The 25880-nt window shown below is 72.0% G+C and carries 27 protein-coding genes; 2 read left to right on the top strand and 25 right to left on the bottom strand.

The window, feature by feature from the left end:
• Positions 1 to 35: 35 nt before the first annotated feature.
• The 10 genes from ACZ3TI_RS05765 to ssb form a co-directional block, all read right to left on the bottom strand.
• A complete protein-coding gene (locus ACZ3TI_RS05765; protein ID WP_465723756.1) occupies positions 36 to 1241 on the bottom strand; it encodes a hypothetical protein in 1206 nt (401 codons plus the stop codon).
• On the bottom strand, positions 1238 to 2086 hold the full coding sequence (locus tag ACZ3TI_RS05760; RefSeq protein ID WP_465723754.1) for a phosphoadenosine phosphosulfate reductase domain-containing protein: 849 nt from the start codon (positions 2084 to 2086) through the stop codon (positions 1238 to 1240). Before ACZ3TI_RS05760 ends, ACZ3TI_RS05765 begins: the two co-directional genes overlap by 4 nt.
• Complete coding sequence (locus ACZ3TI_RS05755) at positions 2049 to 3050, bottom strand: DUF2637 domain-containing protein (RefSeq protein ID WP_465723752.1); 1002 nt, start codon at positions 3048 to 3050, stop codon at positions 2049 to 2051. The genes ACZ3TI_RS05760 and ACZ3TI_RS05755 overlap by 38 nt, the downstream gene beginning before the upstream one ends.
• An 87-nt stretch (positions 3051 to 3137) precedes the next feature.
• The gene (locus ACZ3TI_RS05750) at positions 3138 to 3638 is read right to left on the bottom strand and encodes a hypothetical protein (RefSeq protein WP_465723750.1); all 501 of its coding nucleotides are present in this window, start codon (positions 3636 to 3638) and stop codon (positions 3138 to 3140) included.
• Positions 3639 to 3727: 89 nt separating this feature from the next.
• Positions 3728 to 4240, bottom strand: a complete 513-nt coding sequence (locus ACZ3TI_RS05745) for a hypothetical protein (RefSeq protein WP_465723748.1) — start codon at positions 4238 to 4240, stop codon at positions 3728 to 3730.
• A gap of 274 nt (positions 4241 to 4514) precedes the next feature.
• Positions 4515 to 4793, bottom strand: a complete 279-nt coding sequence (locus ACZ3TI_RS05740; protein WP_465723746.1) for a hypothetical protein — start codon at positions 4791 to 4793, stop codon at positions 4515 to 4517.
• A gap of 85 nt (positions 4794 to 4878) precedes the next feature.
• A complete protein-coding gene (locus tag ACZ3TI_RS05735; RefSeq protein WP_465723744.1) occupies positions 4879 to 6033 on the bottom strand; it encodes a DUF932 domain-containing protein in 1155 nt (384 codons plus the stop codon).
• A 442-nt stretch (positions 6034 to 6475) separates the two neighbouring features.
• Entirely contained in the window at positions 6476 to 7387 is a 912-nt protein-coding gene (locus tag ACZ3TI_RS05730) for a hypothetical protein (protein WP_465723742.1), read from the bottom strand.
• Between the two features lie 53 nt (positions 7388 to 7440).
• Positions 7441 to 7710 carry a hypothetical protein gene (locus tag ACZ3TI_RS05725; RefSeq protein ID WP_465723740.1) on the bottom strand — a complete coding sequence of 90 codons (270 nt, stop codon included), beginning with the start codon at positions 7708 to 7710 and terminating at the stop codon, positions 7441 to 7443.
• Positions 7711 to 7775: 65 nt separating this feature from the next.
• On the bottom strand, positions 7776 to 8261 hold the full coding sequence (ssb, locus tag ACZ3TI_RS05720) for a single-stranded DNA-binding protein (protein ID WP_465723738.1): 486 nt from the start codon (positions 8259 to 8261) through the stop codon (positions 7776 to 7778).
• 643 nt (positions 8262 to 8904) lie between these two features.
• Between ssb and ACZ3TI_RS05715 the strand changes: the two genes are divergently transcribed.
• Positions 8905 to 9063, top strand: a complete 159-nt coding sequence (locus ACZ3TI_RS05715) for a hypothetical protein (RefSeq protein WP_465723736.1) — start codon at positions 8905 to 8907, stop codon at positions 9061 to 9063.
• A gap of 140 nt (positions 9064 to 9203) precedes the next feature.
• On the opposite strand, the gene ACZ3TI_RS05710 is transcribed toward ACZ3TI_RS05715, so the two are convergent.
• The 5 genes from ACZ3TI_RS05710 to ACZ3TI_RS05690 all read right to left on the bottom strand — a co-directional run bounded on the left by ACZ3TI_RS05710 (position 9204) and on the right by ACZ3TI_RS05690 (position 13525).
• The gene (locus tag ACZ3TI_RS05710) at positions 9204 to 9911 is read right to left on the bottom strand and encodes a Fic/DOC family protein (RefSeq protein ID WP_465723734.1); all 708 of its coding nucleotides are present in this window, start codon (positions 9909 to 9911) and stop codon (positions 9204 to 9206) included.
• Positions 9911 to 10114, bottom strand: coding sequence for an antitoxin VbhA family protein (locus tag ACZ3TI_RS05705; protein WP_465723732.1), 204 nt, complete (start codon positions 10112 to 10114; stop codon positions 9911 to 9913). The genes ACZ3TI_RS05710 and ACZ3TI_RS05705 overlap by 1 nt, the downstream gene beginning before the upstream one ends.
• Positions 10115 to 10321: 207 nt before the next feature.
• Complete coding sequence (locus ACZ3TI_RS05700) at positions 10322 to 10999, bottom strand: hypothetical protein (RefSeq protein ID WP_465723730.1); 678 nt, start codon at positions 10997 to 10999, stop codon at positions 10322 to 10324.
• A complete protein-coding gene (locus tag ACZ3TI_RS05695) occupies positions 10996 to 11550 on the bottom strand; it encodes a hypothetical protein (RefSeq protein WP_465723728.1) in 555 nt (184 codons plus the stop codon). The genes ACZ3TI_RS05700 and ACZ3TI_RS05695 overlap by 4 nt, the downstream gene beginning before the upstream one ends.
• A gap of 100 nt (positions 11551 to 11650) precedes the next feature.
• Entirely contained in the window at positions 11651 to 13525 is a 1875-nt protein-coding gene (locus ACZ3TI_RS05690) for a ParB/RepB/Spo0J family partition protein (RefSeq protein ID WP_465723726.1), read from the bottom strand.
• Positions 13526 to 13921: 396 nt separating this feature from the next.
• On the opposite strand from ACZ3TI_RS05690, the gene ACZ3TI_RS05685 reads away from it, so the two are divergent.
• Entirely contained in the window at positions 13922 to 14608 is a 687-nt protein-coding gene (locus tag ACZ3TI_RS05685) for a hypothetical protein (protein WP_465723724.1), read from the top strand.
• Between the two features lie 51 nt (positions 14609 to 14659).
• On the opposite strand, the gene ACZ3TI_RS05680 is transcribed toward ACZ3TI_RS05685, so the two are convergent.
• The 10 genes from ACZ3TI_RS05680 to ACZ3TI_RS05635 form a co-directional block, all read right to left on the bottom strand.
• On the bottom strand, positions 14660 to 14998 hold the full coding sequence (locus tag ACZ3TI_RS05680; RefSeq protein ID WP_465723722.1) for an HIT family protein: 339 nt from the start codon (positions 14996 to 14998) through the stop codon (positions 14660 to 14662).
• Between the two features lie 2 nt (positions 14999 to 15000).
• Complete coding sequence (locus tag ACZ3TI_RS05675; RefSeq protein WP_465723720.1) at positions 15001 to 16344, bottom strand: NUDIX hydrolase; 1344 nt, start codon at positions 16342 to 16344, stop codon at positions 15001 to 15003.
• Positions 16341 to 16712, bottom strand: a complete 372-nt coding sequence (locus ACZ3TI_RS05670) for a glutamate ligase domain-containing protein (protein WP_465723718.1) — start codon at positions 16710 to 16712, stop codon at positions 16341 to 16343. The genes ACZ3TI_RS05675 and ACZ3TI_RS05670 overlap by 4 nt, the downstream gene beginning before the upstream one ends.
• 47 nt (positions 16713 to 16759) lie before the next feature.
• Entirely contained in the window at positions 16760 to 18694 is a 1935-nt protein-coding gene (locus ACZ3TI_RS05665) for an ABC transporter ATP-binding protein (protein ID WP_465723716.1), read from the bottom strand.
• Positions 18691 to 19017: a MazG-like family protein gene (locus ACZ3TI_RS05660; RefSeq protein WP_465723714.1), complete on the bottom strand. Its 327-nt coding sequence runs from the start codon at positions 19015 to 19017 to the stop codon at positions 18691 to 18693. The genes ACZ3TI_RS05665 and ACZ3TI_RS05660 overlap by 4 nt, the downstream gene beginning before the upstream one ends.
• 110 nt (positions 19018 to 19127) lie before the next feature.
• A complete protein-coding gene (locus tag ACZ3TI_RS05655) occupies positions 19128 to 19730 on the bottom strand; it encodes a 3'-5' exonuclease (protein WP_465723712.1) in 603 nt (200 codons plus the stop codon).
• A gap of 7 nt (positions 19731 to 19737) precedes the next feature.
• Positions 19738 to 20820: a hypothetical protein gene (locus ACZ3TI_RS05650; RefSeq protein ID WP_465723711.1), complete on the bottom strand. Its 1083-nt coding sequence runs from the start codon at positions 20818 to 20820 to the stop codon at positions 19738 to 19740.
• 1 nt (position 20821) lies between these two features.
• The gene (locus ACZ3TI_RS05645; RefSeq protein ID WP_465723709.1) at positions 20822 to 21613 is read right to left on the bottom strand and encodes a thiopeptide-type bacteriocin biosynthesis protein; all 792 of its coding nucleotides are present in this window, start codon (positions 21611 to 21613) and stop codon (positions 20822 to 20824) included.
• A 17-nt stretch (positions 21614 to 21630) separates the two neighbouring features.
• On the bottom strand, positions 21631 to 22755 hold the full coding sequence (locus tag ACZ3TI_RS05640) for a lanthionine synthetase C family protein (protein WP_465723705.1): 1125 nt from the start codon (positions 22753 to 22755) through the stop codon (positions 21631 to 21633).
• Positions 22752 to 25799, bottom strand: a complete 3048-nt coding sequence (locus tag ACZ3TI_RS05635; RefSeq protein WP_465723703.1) for a lantibiotic dehydratase — start codon at positions 25797 to 25799, stop codon at positions 22752 to 22754. Before ACZ3TI_RS05635 ends, ACZ3TI_RS05640 begins: the two co-directional genes overlap by 4 nt.
• Between the last annotated feature and the right edge of the window lie 81 nt (positions 25800 to 25880).

Genomic DNA, 25880 nt, shown 5'->3' with positions numbered 1-25880 from the left:
TCGGCCGTGCTGCTGGCCCCCGCTTTCCGTTCAGGTCACGCCGCGAGGGTGACCTGGCGCCGGGTTCCGAGCACGGCATGGTGGTGGAGTCGTCGCCACCAGAAGCCGAACGCGGGCCGTTCCTTGTCGCGGACTCCGGCCGGTGCGAGGGCGAGCGCCATCTCGATGGCCGGGTAGCCGCTGGTGCGCGGGATGATCTCGGCCCTGGTGATGCCGTACGTGTCCGTGACGGCGGCTTCGGCGGAGGTCGTGCGGAGCATGAGCCGGGCGTCATCGCGGCCCCCGGTGAACACCGTGCGGACGCTGCGCCAGGCCGTGCCCTTGGCCGCGGGGTCCTCGCGGCGGGGGTGGACGATGCGGCGCACCTCGTAGACGCTCCACCGTTGCCGCTGGAGCTCCTCCTCGAACCGGGTGAGGACGTCGGTCAGGCCGTGGGTGCGGGCGAGGTCCTGGGCGGCGACGGTGCCGTAGAGCTTCGAGCGCGGGTTGAGGGCCATGGCGGTGTACTCCAAGGCGAGGGCTTGGGCGCCGATGGCCGGCTCCGCGCGCCAGCGTTCGATCAGTTCGGCCCGGCCGCGGTGCCCGGCGGAGAAGGGGCAGTACCCGCACGCGGAGCGCGACCAGGGCTCGCCGAAGCGGTCGAGCAGGTACTGCGCGCACTGGTGGCGGTCCCATCCCCAGGGGTCGATCAGGGGGTACTCGGGGCGGCGGCCGGTGGCAGTGAATCCCTCGTCGCGTTCCGCGCGGCGCAGTTCCTCGGCGGCGAAGCCGAGGACGTGTCGGAAGGGCTGGCCGCCGAACTCGTCGGCCAGCCACGCGTCGAGCACCTGGCCTTTTGCGTGCAGGCTGCACAGCCGGCGTTTGGCCGCGATCTGGGGGACGGTACCGCTGGCGCGGAGCTCGTCGGACAGCCGCCACGGGCCCTGCATGATCAGTCGGCGCGGGGACCGGGAGTCGTCCAGCACCGTGTACCCGCCGCTCTGGCTGGTGCGGCTGATCTGGACGAAGCGCGTGCCGGTGTCGCGCAGCAGAGGCAGCACGTGGTCCTCGTTGAGGCGCCGGGTGACGTCCGGCTCGTCGCCGGTCATCGCGGTGAGCACCGTCAGCTTGTCGAGCGGGAAGGTACGGGTGGCCGGCTCGGTGAGCCAGCGGGTGAGGACGGCGGCGCTGTCCAGGCCCATCCCGTAGCTCAGCACGATGGGCATCTCGGTGTCGGCCCGTACGGGGGCGGTGTGGGTCATGCAGCGCAGCCCTCCGTACGGCGCCGGGGCGTCCGGGTCGGTGTCCCGCAGGGGCGCAAGGCCCGTACGGGGTTCTCGTCCGTACGCTCGGCCGCGTCGATGATCTCGGCCATGGAGAGGTCGCGGCGGAAGGGCTTGCGGATCTCGTCCTCGACCAGGGCGTAGTCGAGTGCGGTGTCCGGTGCCAGCCGTGCGGCCGTGATGAGGTGGGCGCGTCCGGCGAACGGGCACAGGCGGCAGCTCAGACGGGGTAGGTGCTGGTAGACGGGGTGGGGCGGGATGCCGCTGGCCCGTACGGTCTTCCACACGTCGTCGGTGGTGAGCTGGTGGATGGGCAGCCATGTGGTGATCTGGCGTCGTCCGGAGCTGGCCGCCCGGTCCAGGGCGATGGCGGGGCGGCGGGCCCGTACGGTGCTCTCGTCGGCCCGTAGGCCGAGTTCTGTGACGATGTGCGCGGGTCGGCCGGTGATGCCGAGTCGGGTGGTCAGCTCGGTGTAGAACTTCCTGGCCACGTCTCGTTTGAGGTAACTGCGGCAGAAGGGGGTGCCGGGCCCGGGCCAACGGCCCCGGGCCCGGACGAGGTCGAGCAGGCCACCGCGTTCGCGGCGGCGGACCTCGAAGGGCAGTCCGTACGCGGCGGCCTGCTCGCTGGCGAGGGCGGGCACTCCGTCCCACTCGGCCCCGCCGAGGTCGAGGTGGAGCACGACGGTGCGCTCCAACATCTCGGCGGTGGCGGTGGTCGCCCACAGGTGGAGCATCGCGGCGCTGTCCTTGCCCGCGCTGTTGTTCAGCACGTACGCGTCGGCGTCACGCAGCTGCGGCGGTATGTGGAGGGTGGTGCTCACGTGCGGGTTCCTTGTACGGGTTCGGTGCGGGCTGGGAGGTGGGGGGTACGGGCTGGTCGTCGGCGTCGCGGGGCGTACGGACCGGGTGGAGGGGCTGCGGCTCGCCCGTGCGGGCGGCGGCCTCCTCGGGGGCGGCAGTTTCCGTACGGCCCCGGTGGAGCGTGCGGGCTTCGCCCACACGCTTCTCGCACCACGACCGGCCCCAGCCGGTCGTACGGATCAACTCGTCGTAGTCGGGCTTCCAGTTCGGGTCGGCCCTCATCGCGGCGAGCAGCTCGGTCATGACGTGCAGCCTGCTCGGGCGCTGCTGGATCGGCGGTGCCGGGTCGGTCTGCTCGTCGTCGGCGGGCTCGTCCTCGACGTCCGGCTCGGCCGCCTCCGGTTGCTGGGGCTCGTCGGCCGGCGCTGGGCCAGGCTGCTGCGCTGCAGCCTCGGGGCTCTGGTCGGCGCCGGTCTCTTCGGCGGGGTCGGCGGGCGGGCCGCAGGTTGCGACGGGTGGCACCGCCGTAGCTGGCCGGGCTGAGGAGCGGAACTCGATGATTCCGGCGGCGGCCAGGAACGCGACGGCGGGCCAGGCGGCCATCACGTACCCCCACGGGGTGGGCTGGGCGACGGCGAGGTTGGCGGCCAGGCTCATGCTGATGCCGAGGACCAGGACGGCGCGGGGCCAGCGGGCGGGGTGTCCGTGGCGTTTGCGGCGGCGGAGTTCGGAGACGGCGCCCAGGGCCATCAATTCGACGGAGATGGCGATGGCGTAGGCCACCCATCCGGTCTGGCCCGATCTGCTGGCGGTCTGGACGACGTGCTTGAAGCTGACCGCGAACGCAGCAACTCCGAGGACGCCGACGACGATGTCCGCGGTGAGCGCGTCGCCGTCGCGCGGGCGTTGGAGCCGGGCAGGTGGGGACTCTGCGGGTGCGGCGGCGCGGACCGCGGTGTCGCCGGGGTGGGTTGGGGTGGTCACGTGGTGCTGATCTTCCGGGTTCGTGGGAGGCCGTCGCGGCCCGGTTGCCCTCCGGGCCGCGACGGTTGATCGGGCTGGTGTGCCTGGTCAGGGGTGCTCGCGCAGGTGCCGCTTGCGGATCTCGTCCGTGTAGCTCTTGACCGTGCTGCGGGTGGTCCAGCCGCACGTGCACGTGGCAGTGGAGTACTTTCGCCCGGGGCACCCCTCGGTGAGGGGTTTGCCCGCGCTGGTGTGCCTGTGGGTGGGCGGGCACTCGGTGCCGTCTGCGTGGTGATCGGTGCGGGGCGCGCGGTACTTGGCCGCAGGGACGTTTCTCCTCGGCTGGCGGGCCGGGGGTGGGGTGTGGTGAACCCCGTGCTCCCTGTGCTCGGCGGCCTTCTTCATCGCGGCCCACTCGGCCTCTTGGACGACCCATTCGTCCTCTGTGAAGGCGTCGCCAGCCACGGGTTCAACAGCGTGGTGGAAGTAGGTTTCCCAGTCGGCGGCGACCAGGCGCTCGGCCGCGGCCTGGGCCGCTTCGGGGGTGGCGGCGTCGGTGGTCACCACGTGCACGGTGATGTGGTCCACGGGGACGGTGTACTTCGTCATGGTGCTCTCCTGGGCTGGTTGGAGGTTGGGCCTGAGATCTGATCTGAGCCCGGTGCAGCCGAGAGGGTCCGGGCCGCGCCGGGACGGGGTCAGGACTCGGCGGCGGCCGTCAGGGGCTCCCAGCTGCTGCCGTTCCAGAACTCCGTCACGGCGCCGAGGGTGAGCGGTTGGCCGAGGGCTTCACGCAGCCGCTTTCGGCCGGCGGCGGAGTCGGGCATCTCGACGGTGCCGGTGATGCGGGTGCCGTCCTCGGTGACCTCGCGCAGCATCGTGCGGCCGTGGCGCAACTGGGCCCGGAGTGAGCGGGCGACGTTGAACTCCTCGATCAGCAGGTCGAGGAGAAGCGAGAGGCTGACGGGCTTGCCGTCGAGGCGGCAGGCGTCGGCGAAGCTCGCGAAGTCCGCCGCGTCGAAGTCGCCGTGCGGCACGAACTCGGTGAGGTCGCCGTCACCATAGTTCTGGGCGGTTCCGATCTCGCGGTGGCCGTGGCTGATGGTGGCCAGGAACGGCGTTCCGCGCAGAAGCACCAACTCGCGGCAGGCGGTGACCTCGTAGCGGGGCTGGTCGGGGGTCTGGAGCCCGGTGTGGGGCAGGGTCGGCATGTGGTTCTCCTGGTGGTGCGTGAAGGGGGAAGTCGGGCAGCAGGGAGCGCCGCACGGGGTTGGGCCGAGGTGCGGGGTCGATCCCCGCAGCTCGGCGCCCCGGGCCGGGGGCCGGTTGGCCACGGGCGGCAGAGGCCGGCGGGCGGTGCGGCGCTTGGTGCTGCGGTGGGAAAGCGGCGGGAGGGGTTGGGCCGAGGTGCGGGGTCGATCCCCGCTCCTCGGCGCTCCCGGCCGGAGGGCCGCCCGGCGTCACGCTGGGCGGCGGTTGGCCCGGTTAACCGGGCTGGTCGGCCTCGGGCTCGGGCTCGGTGTCCGTCATCTCGCTGATGACCTTCTCGATGCCGATGGTCGTCCGGTACAGCTGGTCACGGGCCTCGGCGGCGCGGTCGCCGCACAGCTCGAAGTAGCGGACTTCGTCGCTCGGTTCGACGGGGAAGTCGTCGCGAAACGGGTCGTAGGTCGGGAGGGCTGCGCGCAGCTTCTCCTCCCACTCCTCTTCGAAGGTGGTGACCTCGGCGACCAGATAGTGCAGGCGGTCGGCGGTGGTGTTCATGGCGGGGTCTCCCTCGGGCGCGCTGGGCTGCGGCTGGTGGTCTGTGACGGGCCGCCCGGCCCTTTCGGGCCGGGCGGCGGGGTGGTCACAGCGAGGCGGCCAGCTCCATGGCGCGGATGCCGAGCGATTCGAGTTCGTGGGCCTCGTCGGCGTCGGGCAGGGTCTGGGCGACGGAGGTCACGGCGTGCATGACGCCACCGGCGGACAGGTCGGCGCCCCGGATGAAGTGGGAGAACACGTCGGCCCGAACCGCCTCGGAGAAGCGCAGGCGCTGGCTGACGGTGGTGATCGCCTTCTCGGGGTCCGTGATGCGGGCTCCGGCCTTGTCCTCGATGTCACGAATCTGCCGGAGGATGTAGTCACGGTCGAGGAAGGTTCGGACGGCGTCGGCGGTCTGGGAGGTGACCAGGTCGAGGGTGCGGTCCTGGGTGTTGCCGCTCCACTGGATCACGCCGTCCGCCTGGCGTCCGCCGATGTGCACGGACTTCATGGCGTCCTTGGTGATGGTCATGCCGTTGTCGCAGACCTGGACGACCAGCCGGGGCACGATCGTGAACGCCCCGCACCCGGTCTCACTGTTGCTGATCTCGAACCCGGCGAAGACGGTCGGGTTGTCGCTGCCGCGCGCCTCGGTGAACGGGGAGCGGTAGTTGCGCAGCAACTCCGGGGCGTAGGCGCGGACTTCGTCGGCGACAACCCGGACGTACATCTTCTGGTCGGTGAGGTCGCAGCTGTCCAGGCGGACCTGAACGCCCGCGTCGTAGACGCCCCGGAGTGCGGCGGTCAGGATGTCCAGGTTGTCGATGATCCGGTAGCTCGCGCTCAGGAACGCGCGGGCCGTACCGGTGTCCTCGCCCTGGCCGGGCCGGAGCGTACGGATCATGTAGCTCTTGGCCTCGCGGCTCTCGTGCGTGAGCCAGCCGTTGACGTTCTGGTCCCACAGCTCCGGGGCCTCGACGCGGGTCTTCCGCAGGTACCCGACTGGGATGCCCAGCTTCTCGGCCAGCCCCGACTCGGCGACGCCGGTGAGGCGGAGTTCGGCGGCCTTGCGGGTGACTCCGTCCAGGGTGATGTCGTAGTCGTAGTCCGCGCCGCCGACGATCAGTCGACCGCCCTCGGCACGGATGTTCTGCGCCGGGGTGATGATGTCGGCCTTGCGGGGCTGCTGCTCCCGCAGGATGTCCACGATCTCGCGCAGACTGGCGTTACGGGTGGAGGTCTTGGCCAGGGAGATGGTCATGTACGAGGTCCCTTCACACGGATTCAATTCATGGGCGCTGGCCGGGGTTGCCCTCCCCGACCAACAAAACAAGAATACCTCAAAGAGGGTTTTTGGTCAAGCATGAAGGCAGGGTCCGCCACCCGGGAAAGCCGGGTGACAGACCGTCAGATTCAAGGGCGCACCTCCCCCGTCCCCCCGACAGCTGCCTGGGGTCCGGGGCAAAGAGGCCGTCCGGGTCAAGGGCCGGCCGCAGGCCGGTGGCGAAGCCACGCGACCGCAGGGAGCGCCCTTGAGGCGGGCGGACGGCCCCGGATACTGGGCCGCGAAGGGGGGCCGGGGGAACCGCGCAGCGGGGCGCCCGGACCAAAAAAGGCAGCCGCGCCGAAGGCGCGCCCGAATCCCGCCACCCCCGGCGGCGACCACCACCACCGAGCCCGATCCGGTGGTGATGATCACGGGCTCACGCCGCGAGCGGGCTTTCCTCCTCGGGGGCGGGGATGTCCACGGCGAGCGCCGGATGGGTGGCGGCGATGCGGCGCAGACGAGTGCGGGCGTCGGCGCGGGCTGCGGGGCTGGGCGCCTGCCGGGCAGCCTCGGTGAGGTGGACGGTGAACGCTGCGAGCGCGGCAGGGGTGTGCAGGATGATCCTGCGGGGCTGGAAGACCGCTGCCGGGTCGCCGAGTCGACGGGCGGCGGTCCAAGCCCGGTAGAACTCCTGGGTGCCGGGGGTGAGGGGCTGGTGTCCGGCGAGTTGGCCGCTGAGCCAGTCGGCGAGGAATCCGCCGACTTCCACGGTGGTCGGGCTCGCCTGGGGGGCTCGGAGTCGGGTCCAGCGGGTGAGGAGGGTTTCGAGCTGGGCCAGGCGGCGGACGGCGGGGCGAAGCTCGTCTGCCTCCCGTGCGACCCTGGTGAGCTGCTCGTCGGCTGCGGCTCGCAGGTAGTTGGTGTGTTGGGCGTGGCGATGGGGGTCTGCGCGGTACTCGGCGATGAGCTTCTCCCCGATGTCCCGGGCGCGGGCGCGGGCGCTCTCGGTCGCTACTTCGTAGGGGCTGCGGTGGAGCCGTTCCCACGGGTCGCGGGTGCTGGTCGAGCCGGGCGGCGGCAGGGTGATGCCGTCGTAGATCCACGCGTTGTAGACCGCGAGTCGGTCGGTGTACCCGCTCGGGTTCTCGGTCGGGTCGTAGCGGCCGGAGATGAGGCGAAGGCTGGTGTAGGCGTCGGGGTCGTCGCGTTCACCTGGCGCAGGCTCGGGGTGCACGGTGACGGTGCCGAAGACGTGCGGGGCGCGGACGGCGTAGTACGTGAGGCCGTTCTGCGCGTATTCGACGTCGTAGCGCAGCAGCAGGCGGGTTGCGGTGTAGGTGGTGATCAAGGGTTCTCCGGGTGGCCGGCCGGACCATGGCGGTCCCGGCCGGCTCGGGTTCGTCAGCGCCGGGCGGCTGGGGCGCTGGGGAGGATCGGCGGGATGCCGTGTGCTTCGGCGGCGGCGTTGATGAGCTTCGGAAGGCCCAGGGTCACCGTCTGGAGCCACAGGATGCCGCCGACGACGGCCAGCAGAGCGCCGGTGATGAGGAGTTGGTCCTGGATGGCGCAGGCCGCGCCGAGCCCGGTGAGGGCGAGGACGGCGGCGAACAGGGCGCGCTGGATGGTGTTGATTGTGCTGGTCAGCCCGGACTCGGGCAGGGCGCTGCTCACGGGTGGGGCCTTTCGGCGCCTGGATTCGGCGGGCCGGGCGGCTCGGTGCCGCCCGGCCCGGGTGATCATCCCGCCATGGCTGGGGTCGGCCAAGGGCTGGCGGCGGGCGGGGTGGTGGGGCGGGGCGGCCACGTCGCGGCGGGCGACCCTTGGGCGGGCGCCGCCTGCTGAGGGGCGGGGCGCTTTCCGGTCGCCTTGACGACCTCGGCGGTGGCGAAGCGCAGGGCCGGGCCGACTTCGTCGATCAGCAGCTCGGTGTAGATGCGGCGGGGCCCGTCTGCGGGCTGGTACGAGCGCTGCTTGAGCGTGCCGGTGACGATCACGCGGGTGCCCTTGGTCAGGCTCGCCGCGATGTTCTCGGCATACTGGCGCCAGGCGACGCACGGCATGGAGAGGGAGTCGCCGTCCCGCCAGACGCGGGCCGTGCTGTCGTACGTCTTCTCGTTCGCGATGACGGTCATGTTGACCACCGCCGCGCCGCCATCCGTGTACTGGAGGGTCGGGTTGTCCGCGAGGTTGCCGATGAGGGTCATCTTGGTCTCGCCTGCCATGTCGCTGCTCCTCTTGGGGTTCGGTACGGGCGCTGTGGCCTCGGTCTGCCGATCGGGGGTGCCCTCCCCGATCAACAAGACAAGAATACCTCAAAGAGGGTTTTTGGTCAAGCATGAAGGCAGGGTCCGCCACCCGGGAAAGCCGGGTGACAGACCGTCAGATTCAAGGGCGCACCTCCCCCGTCCCCCCGACAGCTGCCTGGGGTCCGGGGCAAAGAGGCCGTCCAGGTCAAGGGCCGGCCGCAGGCCGGTGGCGAAGCCACGCGACCGCAGGGAGCGCCCTTAAGGCGGGCGGACGGCCCCGGATACTGGGCCGCGAAGGGGGGCCGGGGGAACCGCGCAGCGGGGCGCCCGGACCAAAAAAGGCAGCCGCGCCGAAGGCGCGCCCGAATCCCGCCACCCCCGGCGGCGACCACCGCTATCGAGCAAATCGCCGTGTATTCTTCCGAGTTAGGGCACCCGGCGTGGGGAGCCTTGGCGGGGAAGACGAACCAGCCAGAGCCGGACACTCGTCTTCCGGGAAGCCAGAACAATTCGGTTAGCGGACCTGCTCGCGCTGGCGGTTCTCAGTTAGACCACTTCTACCGGTGGTCGGGCTGAGGCTGCCCGCCTCCGGTTCGATCGCCAGAGAGGCTATCGAACCGTGGACTGGGATGGCATCACCTTGTGGCTGCTGGCAGCCTTCGGAATCCTGAGCCTTGCGATCACGCAACTCGTCTCACTGGTGAAGCAGTTGCCTGATCTCCTGGCGGCGTTCCGGAAGCTGCGGGCGGCGTGGCGTGACGGCGGAGGTGCTGACTGAGGCGCCGCACCTGGCGGGCCTCAGTGCTCTACCCTGGAGGTCCGCATGCTCCTCCGTTCGCGGAGGTGCTGTGGTCTCTGGCCGGTGGACCGTGCCAACCCGTTCGCGGGGGTGTCCACCGGCCGCCATGCTTTCCGGCATCAGCGCCGGATGGTCGGCTGGTTGGGGGGCTGGACCGGCGGCGGGGGCTGGATCACCGGCGCCGGTGTCGGCGTCGGGGTTGCCCTGGCGGTCACGCTGGTCGCGGTAGCCGCCCGGGTCCTCGGTGCCGGCTGGTCGACGGTGAGGTCCGAGAGCATCGAGCGCAGCGGGCCGTTGTTGCCGTTGAAGCTGGCGATGGACGCGAGCGTGTTGCGGTCGGGGTCGAGCCGCGTCCAGTCGATCGGGTGTCCGGCCTCCGCCGCGAGCTGTCCCAGGAAGGCCCTCTGTGTCCGGCCGTTGCCCTCCCGGAACGGGTGTAGCGCGTTCACGTCGCCGTAGAGGTCGGCCAGGCCGGTGAGGAAGCTGTCTCGGTCGAGGCCGCGGAGGTGGTTCTGGCGGCGGGCGAGGCGGCCGAAGGTGTCGTTCGCGAAGTCGGGGATCATGCGGACGAGGCAGAACCGGGTGTTGTCCTTGGCGATCTCGATGCTGCGGATCTGGCCGGCCCACGGGTAGATGCTGCCGAAGACCTCCCGGTGGAACGCCTGGAGGTGCGCCAGGTCGTAGGCGCCAGGGATCGGTTTCTCGGCGAGGCGGGTAAGGCGGGCGGCGGTGATGTCGGCTTCGGCGGCGGCGAGGGCCTCGGGGTCGGTGATGCCGAGCTTGTTGCGCAGGACGCCGCTGTCCGGGTCGGCGTACGGGTCGGCCATCAGGGGGCCGGCTGCTCGGCGTCCGGTGCGCGGTGGCGGGCCTCGGCGCGGGCCACAAGTTCGTCGGCGGAGATCTGTCCGGCGGCGTACTCCTCCGCGTCGGCGGCGTAGTCCGTGGTGGGGGTGAGCCCCTCGGCCTGGACGGAGCCCAGCGCGGAGGACAGCGCGCGGCGGCGGCTCTCCGGGGTGGCGGGGTCGTGCATCGGTGGTGCTCCTCGTCTTCGCGCCGGGCGGGCGCGGGTGGTTCTCATCAGCGTACGTGCCCGGCTCTGGCGGGCGCGCTGGTGCTCCGGGTGGCTGGTCGGGGCGGGCGCGGCAGGTGGCCGGACCCGGTCGGTGGGCGCGTGCGAGGGGGAGGGGGCTCGATGCCCCCTCCCCCTCGGTGCCGGCCGCCGCTCTGGGCGGCCGGGTCAGGCGGCGAGCGGCTGGGGCTCCACCACCGGCGTGCGCAGAGCTGTCAGGCGGACCCCGCCGGTGTCGGTCTCGATCATGGCGGCTTGCGCTGCTGCCCGCTCTCTCTCCCGGTTCAGCTTCGCCTGGAGCTGGGCCGCCTCCTCCTCCAGTGCACGGATTGCCTTCTGGTGGTGGCGGTACCGCTCGGGGGCTTGCCGCTCGTCATGGGCGCGGCGCAGCTCGTCCGCCCACGGGCGGGTGAGCATGTGCTGAGTGATCGTGTGGACGATGGCGGCGGTCCTACGCTGGGTGCCCTCCGGGGCGCTGGGGGTGTAGTGGCTGCCGATCTCCCGCCGGACGACCAGCCACCGGTGATTCGTCGGGCTCATCGTCTCGGGATGGAACACCGCCCGGTCGGCGAGCAGGACACCGTAGACGGTCGGCGCGTCCTCGAAATGGTGAGTGAACGGGGACCGCTCGGGCTTGCCGTAAGTGATCTCGACCGCGTCGCCGTCGCAACAGTTCAGGTAGTAGTGGCCCGACTGCCACCCTACGGTGATGGTGCCGCCCAGCTCCGCGATGCGGTACAGGGCGGCTCCCTGCTCCCAGTCCGGGGTGACGGTGGCGTGCATCCGGTAACCACCTTCGGTGACCAGGGTGACGTACTGCGGGCCGGTCGGCCGGGCGCTGCTCATGCCGCCGCCCCGGCGAGCACGGGGGCCTCGGCGTCCTCGAAAGTCGGTACCTTCCCGGCGGAGAGCTCCTCGATGTCGGGCAGTTCCTTGCACCAGCGGCGCGCGGCATGCCGGTAGGCCGTGGTCCACAGGTTGAGCTGGCTGGCGAAGGCGTCCATGTCGGTGACGATGGTCAGCAGACCGCCGATGCTGACCCGCAGCTGTGGCGCGCGCGTCGGGCTGATCTTCGCGGGCAGCGTCTCCACGACCGCCGGGCGGACCGGGGCGTCAAAGCGCAGGTATCCGGATATCTGGCCCTCGGCCTCCGGGACGACGCCGGACCCTACCCGCGCGAACAGTTCGGCGGCCTGGTCGGCGGCGCCCGACCACGCGGCGTACGCCTCGTAGGCGGGTTGCGGGTGGGCGAGCCGGATGCGGGCGGACGGCATGGTCATCAGGATCGTCCGGGCGAGCAGCACGGCGTGCGTTTCGTGGCGGCCAGCGAGGTGAACGGCGAGATCGGTCCGGACGGTGAGTGGCGGGTCGTCGGTGGTGGCGAGGTACAGGTGCATGCGGGCCTCCGGCGTGGGTGGTGTGGTCTGCGGGGCCGGGGGTGTCCGGTGCCATCGGACACCCCCGGCATGGTGGGGAGGGAGCCACCCCTCCCGGTGGTCAGGCCGCGATCGGTTCGTTGATCTCCGGGTAGCGGGCCTCCCAGTCGTCGGCTGCCTCAGCCTGCTCCCCCATGTCCTCGCTGGCCGGGTCGTCGGACTCGCCGTCCTCCACGATCGCGAGATACCTGTCCAATGCGTCTTCCTGGTCCTCGTCCTCCCCCGTCAACTCCTCGCCGTCCTCGTCGTCCTCGGTGTCGGCCTCCGCCTCGGCCGCCGCCGTCACCTCCTGGCCGTCCTCGTCGTCCTCGTCCTCCTGGTCCCCGTCCTCCCCCGTCAACTCCTCGCCGTCCTCGTCGTCCTCGGTGTCGGCCTCCGCCTCGGCCGCCGCCCGCGCCTCGGCTTCGGCGATCTTCGCCCGGAGTGCGTCAACCAACTCGATCTCGGGCTCGCTCAGGTCGTGGCCGTAGGCGGTCAGGAGCTCGAACCAGGCGAGAGCTGCCCACGTCTTCCCCCAGCCGCGAACCGCGTCGCTCACGTGGCGCTCGGCCCGGACCGCCACACTGGCGAGCAGCACCAACGGCAGCCGGGCCTCAGCCGTACGCCCGACGAATCGGCCGTACCGCGCGCTGCGGTCGTCGTCGCCCGGCGCCTTGAGGAACTCCAGAACCTCAGGGCTCGTCTCGTCCGACCCGAGCTTGTACAGGAGCCCGAGCACCCGCTTGGTCAGCCCCTTCGGCACCTTCTTGGACCGGCAGAGTTCCTGAATGAACTCGTGCCGGATCTCCCGAGCGATCGCCAGCCCTTCCTGACGCTCGCGATCAGCCTGCTCGGCCGCTGCCCTGGCGGCCTGCTCCTCCGGGCTGAGGAACGAGTAGGAGCCGGACACGTGGTGGCCGTACTGGTGAGGGTCGCGGCACAGGAACCTCGCCTTCACGTCACCGGGCGTGTTTTCGTGAAAGAAGGCTGCGTTGCCGGGGCAGTTCTTGTGGCTCTCTGGAGTCAGGAGCACCCCGTCCGCATCGGCGAGACGGTCAAGGCCGACCTCCTTCGACCCGTTCCACCCGAACCCGTACGGCTCGCCGACCATCCGGACACCGGCCGCCTTGAGTGCCTGGGTGGTCTCCTTCCGCAGCACGGCCGTCACTGCCTTGCGCCTCTCGTTCGCGAGGGCCCATTCCAGCTTTCCGCCCCGCTCGATCGTGTCGAGCAGCCGCTTGTACGCCTTCGGGTCGCTCTCGAACTCGGCCAGCTTCTCGGCGTCCTCCAGCGTGAGTTCGCCGTGGTCCACGGCCTGCCGCGCGCTCTTCGGCATCGCGGACAGCGCGATAGAGGCCCTGACCTTCTTCGGGTCCTGAGCGACCCGCGCCGCGATCTGGTCGGCGTCGAGGCCGAGTTCCATGGAGAGCTGTGCGTACGCGTCCGCGATCTCGCTCTCGCGCATGTCCTCGCGGTGCATGTTCTCAATGAGTTGCGCAACGATCCGCGCCTCTTCGGCGCTCAGGTCGTTGCGAACGATGACGTCGACGGTCCGGCCCACCTCGATCGAGCCCTTGGCGCGCCGGTTGCCCAGGATGATCGCGATCCCGGCCTCGTAGGGTGTCCCGATGATCGGCTGGAACAGGCCGTGCTCCGCAATCGAGTCGACGAAGTCCGGCGTCAGCTCGGCCTTGCGGACGTTGCGCGTGAAGATCAGTTCGGACGGGTCGACGCCTTCGAGAAGGATCTTCGTCGGGGACTCCCCCTGGTCGGCGCCCTCCTCGACGGACTCAGTCTCGATCGACTCCGGCGAGAAGGTCTCGTCGTCCAGCAGCTCAGCGGGGGCAAGTACGGTGGTCACAAATCCTCCAACAGGTGCCTGGTCTCTGCCTGTTGAGCGGGGGTGCCATCCCCTCCCAACAAGAACAATAATACCCCAATAAGGGTTTTTGGTCAACCGAACTCGATGGCTCCAGGCGCTTCGGCCGAGGCGGATTCATGATCGTTTTGCGGCGCCCGGAAGACATGGCGATGCAGCTGAAAGCCCATACACACCTCCCCCGTCCCCCTGATAGCTGCCTGGGGTCCGGGGCAAAGAGGCCGTCCGGGTCAAGGGCCGGCCGCAGGCCGGTGGCGAAGCCACGCGAAGCGCCCTTGAGGCGGGCGGCCGGCCCCGGATACTGGGCCGCGGAAGGGGGACGGGACCCGGCCACCCCCTGGCGCCGCCCCACGGAGGAGCCAGCGGATCGCCCTGCCGACCGACTGACGCCCGGCGCACATCCGGCGCACAGGGGGCGCGCACAGGTTCCGGCGAATGCGCCCCCTGGCGTTCGCGCCGTGGTAGACCAGGAACGTGATCACAGCAGTGGGTAGGGCGGCCAACGGGATGGTGCAGCAGGGCATCCCGCGCGAGAGCGTGATGGTGCCCAGGTACGACCCGCAGATGGAGCAGCTGTGCTGGGCCATCGCCGAGGACTCGACGATGAAGTCCCCCGTCGTCTACCCGAAGACGATCTCCCCACAGGTGGCCGGGTGCCCGCGGCCCCCGTGTCGCACGGTCAGTGGGTTCATGGCGCAGGGCCAGCCGGATGGCACCCTGCTGCTGGTCTGCCCGCGCTGCGGATCGGACTGGGCGCCGACCTGGGGCGGGCTGTGGCGGCTCGATGGCGACCCCGAGCAGTTCAACCAGGACCTGCTGGCCGATGCCTTGGCGGATGACGGTCGGCCGATCACCGAGCTGGCCGGCGCGGTGCGGGACCTGCGGGCGGCGATGGCGGCCGGGACATGGCGGCCGACCCGCTCTGATCACGACTTCGCCTGGAACTGGCGCTACTGGGGTCGGTTGGTGTTCAGCGCCGAGGCGCTGCGGCGTGCGATGTGGATCGAGGGCAACAGCGACCGCAGTAGCGAGGTCTCGATGATCTTGGCCCGTACGATCGGGCTACTGCTGCTCCCCGAGGCCGACCGGTTCGGGCAGGCTGAGGAGGTCGGCGTCGAGCTGGTGGCGCTGGCTCCCGAGCTGGAGCGGTGCTGGCCGTAGCACTGCGACGCCCGTCAACAATTGTTGTCGGGCGTCGCGGCGTTCAGGACGTCAGGCGAGACCTTCCGGGAGGTCGCCACGGTTGATCACATGCCAGTGCATGTGCTTGCTCTCCTGGTAGTTGCCCTCGTTGGTGACCACCGAGGCGGCGCCGTGCTCGGCGGTGACCTGTGCGGCGACCAGCCGGACGACCCGCAGCACCTCCAGCAGCAGGTCCTCGCCGCCGTCGCCGAGGTCCACCAGGGACGGGATGTGCTGGCGGGGCACGACGACGATGTGCACCGGGTACGACGGGCGGGTGTGCTTGAAGGCGAGCACCCGGTTGGTCTCGTGGACGACCTCGACGGGGGCGAGGCCGTTCAGTGCCTGCTCGCAGTAGAAGTCGGACATGGTCAGGCCGCCTTGAGCAGGTCGAGGTAGTGGGCCAGGTACGGCGGGACCAGCCGGCTGACGGCCTGGTCGAAGGGCACCCATTCGACGGCCTGGCCTTCATCGCCGAGGCAGATCGCTGCCGGGTCGCCGTGGTAGACCGCACACAACACCCGCGACAGGGCGCCGACCCGTTCGTGGCGGGGGCCCTCCACCGGCCGGACGTCGGTGACGGTGATGCCCGCCTCCTCCAACACCTCGCGCGCCGCGGTCTCGGCGGGGTTCTCGTCGCCCTCGCGCCAACCACCGATCGGGGTCCAGTGGTTCGGCCACGCAATGCCGTCCTTCTGGTCCCGGTGGTGCATCAGCAGGTGGCCGTGCCGGTTCGTCACGAACACGATCACGCCTTCGAAGTCCTGCTCCGGTGGCACCGGGCGCTCCAGATAGAGCACACGGCCGGAGCGGGCGGCGCGCAGCACCTGGAGGTCTTCCCGGTACTCCTCGGGCGTCATGTAGTGGCGCCAGTTGTACTCGGTCTCGAAGCGCCACTCGCTGTGTTCGGCCGGGTCGAGGACGATGCGGGCCTTCTGCTCCTCGGTGAGCACGCCGCCATCGAAGACCCAGCCGATCGAGGGCACCGGGCGGACGTGGTTGGCCTGCTGGTGGATCACGGCAATCAGCCGCTGGCGGCCGACCACCTCGGGGTTCTCGGTGAGCAGGTCGAGGCCGATCTCTTCGTGGGCCTCGCGCAGCGCGGTCTTGAACGGGGACTCGCCGGGCTCGGAATTCCCGCCGGGCCAGTCCCATCGGTCGGTGTCCACGGCGTTGCGCATGCCCAGCACCCGGCCCTGCTCGTCGCGCACGAGGACGCAGGCGTACGTCATCGGCCGGTCGATCGTGGCGAGGTAGCGGCTGGCGGGCTTCCAGCCGGCGGCGAGGCGGTGGGTGAGCCAGCCGATCATCTCGCGGTAGCCGTCGCTGGTCGGCGGCAGCTCGTCCGGGTGGAACCAGCCGAAGTCGTCGTGCTCGGAGAGCGTCACGGCGGTGTCGTCTGGGACGGTGCAGGTGAAGACGAACTGACGGGTCAGGCGGCCCCGCGTGTTGGTGAACTCCAGGGCCCGGACGTACTCCATTGCGGCGCAGCGGATGCCGGTCTCCTCGGCCAGCTCCCGGATCGCCCCGTCCCTGGGGTCCTCGCCGTCGTTCAGTCCGCCGGCCGGGTAGTCCCACAGGCCGGGCAGGACGTCGTCCTGCTTGCGGCGAAGCATGAGGAGGCGGCCCTGCTGGTCGCGGACGACGGTTCCGGCGGCAAGCTTCTGGACGCCTTCGGCCAGTGCCTGTTCGGCGAGCAGCTTGTACGAGATCACGTTGGGGGGTTCTCCTTGCTGTCGTTCCAGCCACCCCAGGGGGTGACCTGCTGGCCTGCCAGGGCTTCGGCGATCTGCCAGTGCATCCCCGAGCGGGAGCCCTTGACGAGGACGACGTCTCCGGGCTGCACGATGCGGGCCAGCAGCTCGATGGCGGTCGGGTTGTCGGCGACGATCGCGGTGGTGGGTACGCCGTGGTGGGCGGCGTGCAGGGCGAGCTGCTTGGCCATGTCCTGGCCGACCGCGATGACCACTTCGACACCGCGTTCGGCGGCCTCGCGGCCGATGTCGCGGTGGGCCTGGAGGCTGTCGGGGCCGAGTTCGGCCATCTCGCCGAGGACGGCGATCGTCCGGCGCGGGTCGGACATCGCCCCTCCCTTCTGATAGCTGGGGGTATCCAACTAGACGCCGAGCGTTACCGCTTGGTTGCGGGGTCGGCTTCCTCGCCGTCCCGCTGCACCGGGATGCCCGTACGGTCGTTCTGAAGGTTCCACAACTCCCTGAACCGGCCGGCCTCGTCGGCCACCAGCTCCTCGAACGTCCCCGACTGGATGATCCGGCCGTGGTCCAGGACCACGATCCGGTCGGCGATGGCCACGTTCGTGAGCCGGTGCGTCACCAGCACCACCGCCCGGTCGGCCGCGACTTCGCGCAAGTTGGCGAAGATCCGGTGCTCCGCGCGGGCGTCGAGCGCCGCGGTCGGCTCGTCCATCACCAGCAGCCCCGCCTTGCGGTAGAAGGCGCGGGCGAGGGCGATGCGCTGCCACTGGCCGCCGGACAGTTCCTCTCCGCCCAGCCACTCCACCGCGAGGAGCGTGCCCAGGCCGGAGCGCAGCTCGGCCAGCACCTCGTCCGCCCCGGAGGCGCGGGCGGCGGCCCACAGTGCCTCGTCGTCGCCTTCGTCGTGGGGCTGGCCGAGGGTGATGTTCTCCCGGGCGGTCAGGGGCCAGCGGGCGTAGTTCTGCGGGACGACGGCGACCTGCTGCCACATCGCCTGCGGGTCCATGGTGCGGGTGTCGGTGCCGTCCCACTCCACCGCGCCGTCACCGGGTTCGGGGGTGTAGAGGCCGGCGAGGCACTTGGCGAGGGTGGTCTTGCCGGAGCCGTTCTCCCCGACGAGCGCGACGATCTCGCCCCTGTCGACGTGCAGGGTCACGCCGTCGAGGGCGGTGCGCTCGCTCGCCGGGTACCTGTACGTCAGCCCCTTCACGCTCACCTGACGGGGCGGCTCGGGCCGGTGGGTGCCGGTGCGCAGTGCGAAGCCCCCAGCACTGTCCAGGAAGTGGAAGAAGTCGTCCAGGTACATGCCGATGCGGAACAGGTAGGCCCCGTAACCGACGATCCCGGCAAGGCTGTTGGAGACCGCGGTGAGGACGACGACCGCGGCGCCGCCGTGCGGCAGGCTCATCCGGCCGCTGATGACCAGCCACGCCATCGTGGCCCACACGATCGCCGCGCCGAGGCCAGAGGCAAGCGCCCCGACGATCGACACCTTCGCCGTGGCCGTCGCCGCCTCCCTCGCCGTGCGGTCCAACCGCTGCCCGACCTGGTTGTACTTGGCCAGCAGGAAGCTGCTCATGGTGTCGGAGCGGATCTGGTCGGCCTGCGCCTTCACGTGGATGTACCAGCGCAAGTTCGCCATGACCCGCCGGTCGGCCATGGTGTCGCGGCTGGCGAGGTACTGCACCCGGGCGGCGCGCACCGAGGCCAAACCCTGGGGGAGGGCGGCCAGGACCAGCAGGGGCAGCAGCAGCGGGTGCAGGTAGGCGATGACGGAGGCCGCGCCAATCAGCGAGCCGATCGAGGCCAGCAGGTTCTGGGCCTCGCCCAGGATCTCGGCGCACTGCTCCGCGCCCCGGTCGGCCGCCTCCAGGTCGTCGGAGTAGCCGGAGTGGTCGTAGGCCGTCAGCTCGGTGCCGAGGGTGGCGCGCAGCACGGTGGCTTCGGCTTCGAGGGCGATGCGGGGGGACAGGCGCACTGTGATGGCCTGGTTGACGATGCCGAGGAGACGGCGCAGCCCAGTGGTGGCGGCGATGACCAGGATGGAGGGCAGGGCGGCCGTCAGGCGGGCGGTCGTCGCCCCGCCCGCGAAGACCGCGCTGATGCCGTTGGCGGTGGCGAACAGGCCGCCCGCGCCGAGGGCGGCGGACAGGATCTGGCAGGTGAGCAGGAGGGCGGCGGAGCGAGGTTCGATGCGCCAAGTGAGGGCGTAGGCGCGGGCGACGATCTGGGGCAGGCGGCGGGCCATCGCGGTGACGGTGATGGCTCGGGTCGCCTCGACACGGCGCTTGTCGGCGTTGAACTCCAGCTCCTCGGTCGGAGCCGTCTCGGGTGTGGCGGTTGTGGTCAAGCGGTGGCCTCCCAGCCCTCGGCCTTGGCCTTGATGCCGCGCAGGTGCTCGGCGAGGAACCATTCCGGGTCGCCGCCCATCATGTGGAGCAGCACGAGTGCGGTGAGGGCGGTGTCGCACGCCTCGGCGCGGACGTGGTCCCAGGTGTGGGAGTGGCCCTTGTTCGGGTTGACTCCCAGGGCTCCGATGACGGCCTGCGCGACTTCGCCGGCCTCTTCCTGGAGCTTGAGGGCTTGCAGGGACCAGCGCTGTTCGGGCGTGCCGTCGAAACGCGAATTCAGCTTATTAGCAACCAAGTTGGCGACTTGCAGCAGCTCTTCCATGGGGGTTGATCCTGCTCCCTGTTCGATTTCGTATCCAAGTGCCGGGAGGTTCCCGGCGGTTCTCGGCGAGCCCGGGTCGAAGGGCACGTTTTCGATTCAGGCCGGGCTGCTCACCACAAGGTCGGGTCCTCCTCCGGGACGGGGTGCCCGGGCAGCAAGGGGGGCACCGCGGCGGCCACCAGGGCGCTCCAGGAGGCGTACTGACCCGCGAGGTGGAGCAGCAGCAGCGCGGCGGCGTGGGCGTCGTACGCGGCCCGGTGGCGCTTCCCCGGGACGGCGGACAGGTTGATGCCGCACAGCTCGATCAGCGCGTCGAGGCCGTACCCGGGTGCCTTCGGGTAGGTCGCGCGGGCCAGGCGCAGGGTGTCCAGCACCCCGGCCGGCTGCCACCCCGGCAGGTGCCGGGACAACACGCCGTAGTCCACGTGGGCGTTTTGAGCGCAGATCCACGCGCCCTCCAGGTCGGCGCGCACCCGCTCGCCGATCTGCGGCCAGGTGGGCGCGTCGGCTACGGCCTGGTTGGTGATGCCGTGCACCCGCACAGCCATCGGGCTGATCGGGCGGGGCGGGCGGACCAGAGTGGAGCGCGTCGAGGCGGGTACCGGCCGGCCGTTGAGCACGGGGACGGCGGCGAGCTCCACCAAGTCCGGCGGCTGCTGGCCGTTGCCCTCCACGTCCACGACCAGGATCAGGGGCCAGGTGCTGTAGTCCATGGGTTCCCTATCGGCTGGCGGCCAGGCTGCGGGTGAGCGCCGTGGCGGCGCGGTCGAGGGCGGCGATGAAGGTGTCGTGGAGGTCGGCGGGCAGCTCGCCCCGGTCCAGGCCGCAGGCGGCCACCGTCTCGGTGAGCTGCTGGCGTTCGACGCCGGTGAGGGCGGCGGCGACGGCCGGGTGGGCGAGGATGTCGCGTGCCGCGTACCCGTCGCCGTGCTCCAGCGTCCGGGCGATCAGGAACCGAGCGGTATCCCGGGCGCGGGGGTGGACGCCGGCTGCGGTGTCGAGGAGGGCGAGGCCGAGCCGGGTGTTGAAGACCGCGTTCTGCGGGTCAACGGCGTGCTGCTCGTAGGAGTCCAGCATCTCGGTCGGGTTGGTGACGGGCTGGCACGCGGCGGTCAGGCAGGCGGTGACGGTGCCTTCCCACGGGTCGCCCGGCAGGGTCGCGGCCAGGAGCGCGAGCGCGCCTGCGGTGTCGCCGTCGATGGCCGTGGCGAGCACGGCGATCTGGCGTCCTTCGAACATGCGCCGGCCGACCATCCCCGGGCGGTCCAGATGGGCGTGGGCCTCCTTCCACCGCCCCGCGCGGGCCAGGGCCCGGGAGCCGTCGACCAGGAAGGTGCCGCGCGTCCACTGGATGATCTCCTGGTGGTCGTCGTCGTTGGCGGTCAGTGCGGTGACGGGCACGGCGATGCCCGCCACGGTGGTGTCGGTGCGGGTGGTGACGGCGTCGTGGAGTGCCCAGAGGACGTCGAACGCCTCGTTGGCGTCGCCTTCGCGGATCAGGAGGTTGGCGACGTTGACGACGGGCGCAAGGGAGTGGCAGGCGTCCTTGGCCGTCAGCGGCGCGGCGTCGTAGAAGAGCCGGGCGTGGTCGGCGCACAGGCGGCGGGCGAGGTCGTGCAGGCCGAGGTCACAGGCGATCAGGGCGGCGAGGTTGTGCACGGCGGAGGCGCCGGTCGCATCGCCCGCCGCCTCCGCCTTGCGGGCCTGCTCGTCCAGGCCCCGTATCCGGACCGGCAGCGGCGGGCAGGGGGGCCGGTGCCGGGGTGCGAGGGGGAAGCGAGCGGCGATCGAGAGCGGGTCCATGTCACTCCTTGCCGAACACGAGGCTGCTGGCGGTGGACGCGATGGCGCCCTGAACGGCGGGGCCCAGGCCCATCCGGTTGAAGTGGAAGAGCACGTGGTGCGCGAGGACCGCGCGAAGCCCCCGGGTCAGCTGCCCGTCGTGGGCCAGGCGCACCAGTTGTCGGCCGGCTCGGGTGTGGACGTCGAGCCACGGGGCGGCGAAGGCGAGCGGCCCGCTGTACAGGGTGCTCCCCGGGCCGGTGTCCACGCTGACCAGCCGCTCCAGGGCCGGGCCGAGGCGGGCCAGCTGCTCCGGGTCGTCCTCGGCTTGCCGGTGGGCCGCGACCTTGGCCCAGACGTCGCCCTGCTCGTACCACTCCTGCCCGGCGCCCCGAAGGAGCGCGGTCACCAGGAGGATCGCCAGCTCGCGCCGCCGGTCCCGCGCGCCCGGGGCGGCGAGGTGGTCGAGCACCCGGCGGCTGTCCTGATGGAAGAGCAGGTGCGCGGCGTCCATCCCCAGCGCGCCGCCGAACGCGTGGACCTCGGGCTCGTAGACGACCTGGGTCCAGCCGCGCACCCTGGCGTCGGCGAGCGCGGCGGTGAGCATGCCGGTGACCGGGCTCGGGTCGGCGCCGTCCGGGACCTGGTAGCGCAGGCGCCATACGTCGCCCTTGCGGACGAAGTGCCAGCTCTCCAGGTATCCGGCGGCCTCGGCACCGCGGAGCGCCGGGCGCAGCCGGGCGAGGGCCGCCGGTTCGGCGGCGGCCTGGTCGGTGAAGCGGACGTACAGCTGGAGCATGCTGGTCGCGGTCACGGCACCTTCCGGATCGGTCAGTTGAGGAGCAGGCAGGAGTCCCAGCCGGACAGCGCGGCGCCGGCGGCGGCGGTGGCGAGGGCCAAGGCGGTGCCGGTGGTCCCGTCGAGCAGGCCCGCCAGTACCTCGCCGGGCTCGGGCAGCAGCCCGGCGAGCACGTCCAGGTGCTGGTCGAACGCCGGATCGGTGCTGTCCTGGGCGATGCGCCACACGCTCTGGTAGAGCCCGGCGGTGCCGTGGCACAGCCCGCCGTCGTCGGGAAGCCGGTCGAGCTGGTGCGGGTCGGTGAGGCAGCCGAGCACCGCCGCCTCGGCGAGCTGCCGGCGGGCGGTGTCGGCGAGCGCGAGGCCCGCGAGCTGCTGTGCGCGGGCGAGCCCGGGGGTGCCGTAGCACCACGACGGGCGCAGCGGTCCGGGCTGGCGGGTTTGGCGGGCTGCTTCCTCGGGGCGGGTGACGGCTTCGGGCCACCACGGTCCGGTGGGTCCGTCCTGACGCCAGGCGTCGAGCCACGCCAGGATGCGGCGGATGGCCACCGGTTGGCCGAGCACGGTGACGCCGTGGCGGGTGGCCAGCGACAGCAGGGCCAGGGGGCCTGCGATGCCGTGGGCCAGGCCGAGGTTGCCGTGCCCGCCCAGGTACTCGGGTGAGCGCTCGCCGGAGGGGGCGAGGTGGGTCCACCAGCCGGGCAGGCCGTTGGGCAGTGGGTCGGTCAGGCGCACCAGGTAGGCGAGGACTTCCTCCAGCAGCTCGCCGCCTCGGTGATGGCGCAGCAGGTGAGCGCCGATGCCGGTCAGCCCGTACAGCAGGTCGAACTCCGAGAACTCCGGGGTGAGGCCGCGGTCGATGCGGTCATGCGCGGCGGCAAGCCGGGCGCGGGTCGTCGACTCCACGGCTGCGTCCAGGGCCTGGATCGCCCGTTGGTAGCGGCCGGGGCCGATGGTCGCGGTGTGGACGGCGTAGGCGGCGGCGGGCGCCCCGTAGAACAGCCCCATGCCGGGGCCCGCGCTGACGCCGCCGGTCATCGCCTCGGCGAGGAGGGCATGGACGCTCTTCCAGCTCCCCCGCCCGGCGGCGGCCTGCTCGATGCTCAGCAGGGCCTGGCCCGCCGCTCCCTTGGCCAGGGACTGGGTGGCCCGGGTCACCGCGTGGCCTTCGCGGTGTAGGAGAGCGCGGCTGCGCGGGCCAGGCGGTGGCACAGCCGTTCCCGGTCCCGGTCGATCCCGAGGGCCCGCACGTGGTGCATGTGCAGCAGAGACAGGAGCACCTGGTCGTCGTCGGGGTCGGCGGCGGTGAGGTGGTCGCGGTAGTCGGCAAGCACCAGGTCCCGCTGTGCCCAGGCGTCGGCGACGTCGGCTCCGGCCGGGGTCTCGCGAAGGGCCGACCGGTCGTGGTCGGGGTTGGCGAGGCGGACGGCCTGCCGGTGCACCTCGCGCGGGACCGGGCCGGGTGAGCCGGGCGGGATGGTGGAGGTCAGCCAGCGCATCCCCGCGTCGGCGCCGCCGTGGAAGCCGGTGGCCAGGGCCGCCATCCCGGCCGCGGTGACCGCTCGCGGGTCGAGCCCGGAGGTGGCGATCAGGTGCAGCTGGGCGATGGCGGCTCGGGAGTCGGCGGCGAAAGCCGTCTCGGCGGCGGCCAGCGCCGGGCCGCGGCCGTAGCGGCCGGCCTCGGGTTGGTAGGTGTCCAGCTGGAGGTGGGTGATGAGGCCGAGGTCGCGCAGCTGGGCGGCCCAGGCTCCGAGGAGCAGGGCGGCCGGGCCGTAGGCGGAGGTGTCCGGCAGGGGAAGGCGCAGCCGCAGGTGCGGGTCGGGGTCCTTGTAGCGCAGGAACCACCACTCGGGTGTGGTGACGAACTCGGCGAGCAGCGCGGGCAGGTGGGCGGTCAGGATCTCGGTGTGCCGGTGGGGGTGGCCGTAGATCTTCGCGGACAGGTAGGCGGTGGCGCCGGGCAGGTGGCCTTGGGCGCGCAGCAGCACCGGGTGGCGGCGGGCGGTGGGTACGGGCGGGAGGGTGGTGGCCAGCGGCATCGTGATCTCGTGGGGGCAGCCGTCGATCCAGCCGAACGCGTCGTCGGCGGGCGCCTCGGTCAGCTCGGCCGCCGGGTGGCTGGCCAGGTGATCGCGCAGCAGGACCAGGTGGGCGCTCTCGCTCAGGTCCAGGCGAAGGCGCAGGTCGTGCTGGGTGAGGAACACCCGGTCCGGGACGCGGTAGAGGGTCAGCCACCGTTCTGCGGCCTCGCGCCACTTCGGCCATGGGGCGGTGGCCGGCGGAAGCACGGCGGCGGTCAGGCGCCAGCGGGCCGGGGCCAGGACGGTGCGGCCGTAGCGAATCCGGGGCAGGAAGGGCAGCTGGGCGGCGGCGCCCCAGTCGAAGCCGGTGTAGGTCGGGGTGTGGGCGGTGGTGATCTCGCACAGGAACCGGGCGAGGGGCTGGGTGGTGTTGCGGAACTCGACTGCGCTCATCACCCGCGCCTCTACCGGGCGGCCGGTGGACAGGGAGACCAGCCACATGCGCTCGTCGTTGCCGCACACCGCCAGGTCGTGAAGGTCCAGCACCTCGGGCCCGGCGGGGGCCGGATGCTCGGCCAGGGGCACGAGCAGGGGGAGGACGGCGGGAGCGCGGCCGACGTTCTGGACCCGGGTGTGCAGGGGCGGGGCGGACACCTGCACGGAGATCGCTTCGGCGGCCAGGGTCGGCAGGGCGGCGTACGCGGCGATCATGCGGTCGCGGTCGTCGGCGTCGAGCAGGGGCAGGAACCGGCCGGCGGTGGTCCCGGCCGCGCGGGGCGTTCCGGTGACGGTGAGGGTGAAGTCACCAGTGTCCAGGCGGGCCCGGGTCGGCGCGGTGATGGTGAACGTCAGCTCGGCGTGGGGCTGGGCGTGGTGGCCGGCGGGCACGCGGGCGAGGTCGGTGACGGCCTGCTCGTCCAGGACGGTCTCGGTGCGCCCCTCGACGGCGGCGGCCTGGGCCAGGGCGAGGAGCCGGGCGTCGCGGCCGGTCAGGGACGGGCGGGGGATCTCGTGCAGGGCCTCGCGGTAGCGGGCGGGGAAGCCGATCCCGGCGTCCGCGTTGGTGATCTCCAGGACGGGCACGACCGCGCCGGTGCCGTACCGGTCCAGGTAGCGGTCCCGGTAGTCCCGCCACACCGGGTTCCCGTCCGGCTGCGGGGTGAGGCGGGTCAGCACATTCACCGCGGCCTCGGCCTCGGCCGCGACCTGGCGGGGCAGCGTGAGGGCGGCGTCGAGCCGCAGATCCAGCATCACCGGCTTCTCGCAGGCCAGGGCCTTCGTCATGGTGGGGGCGAGACGCGCGCGCAGCTCGCGCCGCTCGCCTGGGTTGTCGGCGCCGTTGTGACGCTGCAGAGCCCGGTGGGTCTCGCGCAGCAGGTCGAGCAGCGGGGCGACGGCCGGCACGGTGTCGGCCTCGGCCTGGTCCAGGACCGCGAGGACGTGGGCGAGCGGGTCGGTGGCCGTCATCGGCGGCCGAAGGGCGGTCAGCAGAACCCGCTGGGCGACCAGCGAGGACAGCAGGCCCCGCACGGAGCCGGGCGCGGCGGCGGGGAAGTCCGCGGTGAGCTGCCGGGCCAGCACGGCGACGCGCACCGGGACGGCGGCGGTGCCGAGCACCGCTTCGACGGGCCTGGTGCGCCGCACGGCCACCTCCACCGGATCGCCCCCGGGCCTTGGGCTGGCCTGCCACGGCACCACGAGGCGGTCCCCCCGGGCGAAGCAGAGCGGGTTCGCCACGACGGTCAGGCGGTCGAGAAGCTGCGCGTCGGACTCCAGAGCGGCGATGGCGTCCGATAGCCACGCCGCGTCCGGCCTGGCCACCGCCCGGTGCCCGCCGCCGAGGGACAGGGCGAGCCGGTCCCCGATCCGGGCCGGGGCGATGCCGGCGAACAGTCCGAACGGCGTCGCCCTCCCGCCGGCCCGCAGCAGGTAGCGCAGGACCGACACCGTCAGGCGGCGCAGCTGCCGGTCCGGCAGGGCCTGTCCGGCTGCCACCGTCCGGACCCGGTCGGCCACGACCGGGCTCGCCATCGTCACCGCCTCGGCGAACTCCTCGTTCGACCAGACCCGTTGTAGCCAGGTCCGCCACTGCCCGGCGTCCCCACCGGCCAGGTCCGGCCATTCCTGCTTGACCGGCACGGCCGCCGCCCTGAGCAGGACGGCATCCACGGCGCGGTACAACGCTCATCACCCCCACAAGAGACGGAGAAAGGGCCCGGCGGGCGGGCCGGGACGCAATCTGTCCCGGCCCGTCCGCCGAAC

The organism is Kitasatospora sp. NPDC023120, from assembly GCF_055560835.1.
The sequence above is the reverse complement of the archived record's forward strand: the minus strand, read 5'-3'. Positions and strand labels throughout refer to the sequence as shown.

Coding starts and splice junctions, on each gene's coding strand:
- ACZ3TI_RS05765 (WP_465723756.1), bottom strand. CDS start 1,241: ATGACCCACACCGCCCCCGTACGGGCCGACACCGAGATGCCCATCGTG.
- ACZ3TI_RS05750 (WP_465723750.1), bottom strand. CDS start 3,638: ATGACGAAGTACACCGTCCCCGTGGACCACATCACCGTGCACGTGGTG.
- ACZ3TI_RS05745 (WP_465723748.1), bottom strand. CDS start 4,240: ATGCCGACCCTGCCCCACACCGGGCTCCAGACCCCCGACCAGCCCCGC.
- ACZ3TI_RS05740 (WP_465723746.1), bottom strand. CDS start 4,793: ATGAACACCACCGCCGACCGCCTGCACTATCTGGTCGCCGAGGTCACC.
- ACZ3TI_RS05735 (WP_465723744.1), bottom strand. CDS start 6,033: ATGACCATCTCCCTGGCCAAGACCTCCACCCGTAACGCCAGTCTGCGC.
- ssb (WP_465723738.1), bottom strand. CDS start 8,261: ATGGCAGGCGAGACCAAGATGACCCTCATCGGCAACCTCGCGGACAAC.
- ACZ3TI_RS05710 (WP_465723734.1), bottom strand. CDS start 9,911: ATGGCCGACCCGTACGCCGACCCGGACAGCGGCGTCCTGCGCAACAAG.
- ACZ3TI_RS05705 (WP_465723732.1), bottom strand. CDS start 10,114: ATGCACGACCCCGCCACCCCGGAGAGCCGCCGCCGCGCGCTGTCCTCC.
- ACZ3TI_RS05700 (WP_465723730.1), bottom strand. CDS start 10,999: ATGAGCAGCGCCCGGCCGACCGGCCCGCAGTACGTCACCCTGGTCACC.
- ACZ3TI_RS05695 (WP_465723728.1), bottom strand. CDS start 11,550: ATGCACCTGTACCTCGCCACCACCGACGACCCGCCACTCACCGTCCGG.
- ACZ3TI_RS05680 (WP_465723722.1), bottom strand. CDS start 14,998: ATGTCCGACTTCTACTGCGAGCAGGCACTGAACGGCCTCGCCCCCGTC.
- ACZ3TI_RS05670 (WP_465723718.1), bottom strand. CDS start 16,712: ATGTCCGACCCGCGCCGGACGATCGCCGTCCTCGGCGAGATGGCCGAA.
- ACZ3TI_RS05660 (WP_465723714.1), bottom strand. CDS start 19,017: ATGGAAGAGCTGCTGCAAGTCGCCAACTTGGTTGCTAATAAGCTGAAT.
- ACZ3TI_RS05655 (WP_465723712.1), bottom strand. CDS start 19,730: ATGGACTACAGCACCTGGCCCCTGATCCTGGTCGTGGACGTGGAGGGC.
- ACZ3TI_RS05650 (WP_465723711.1), bottom strand. CDS start 20,820: ATGGACCCGCTCTCGATCGCCGCTCGCTTCCCCCTCGCACCCCGGCAC.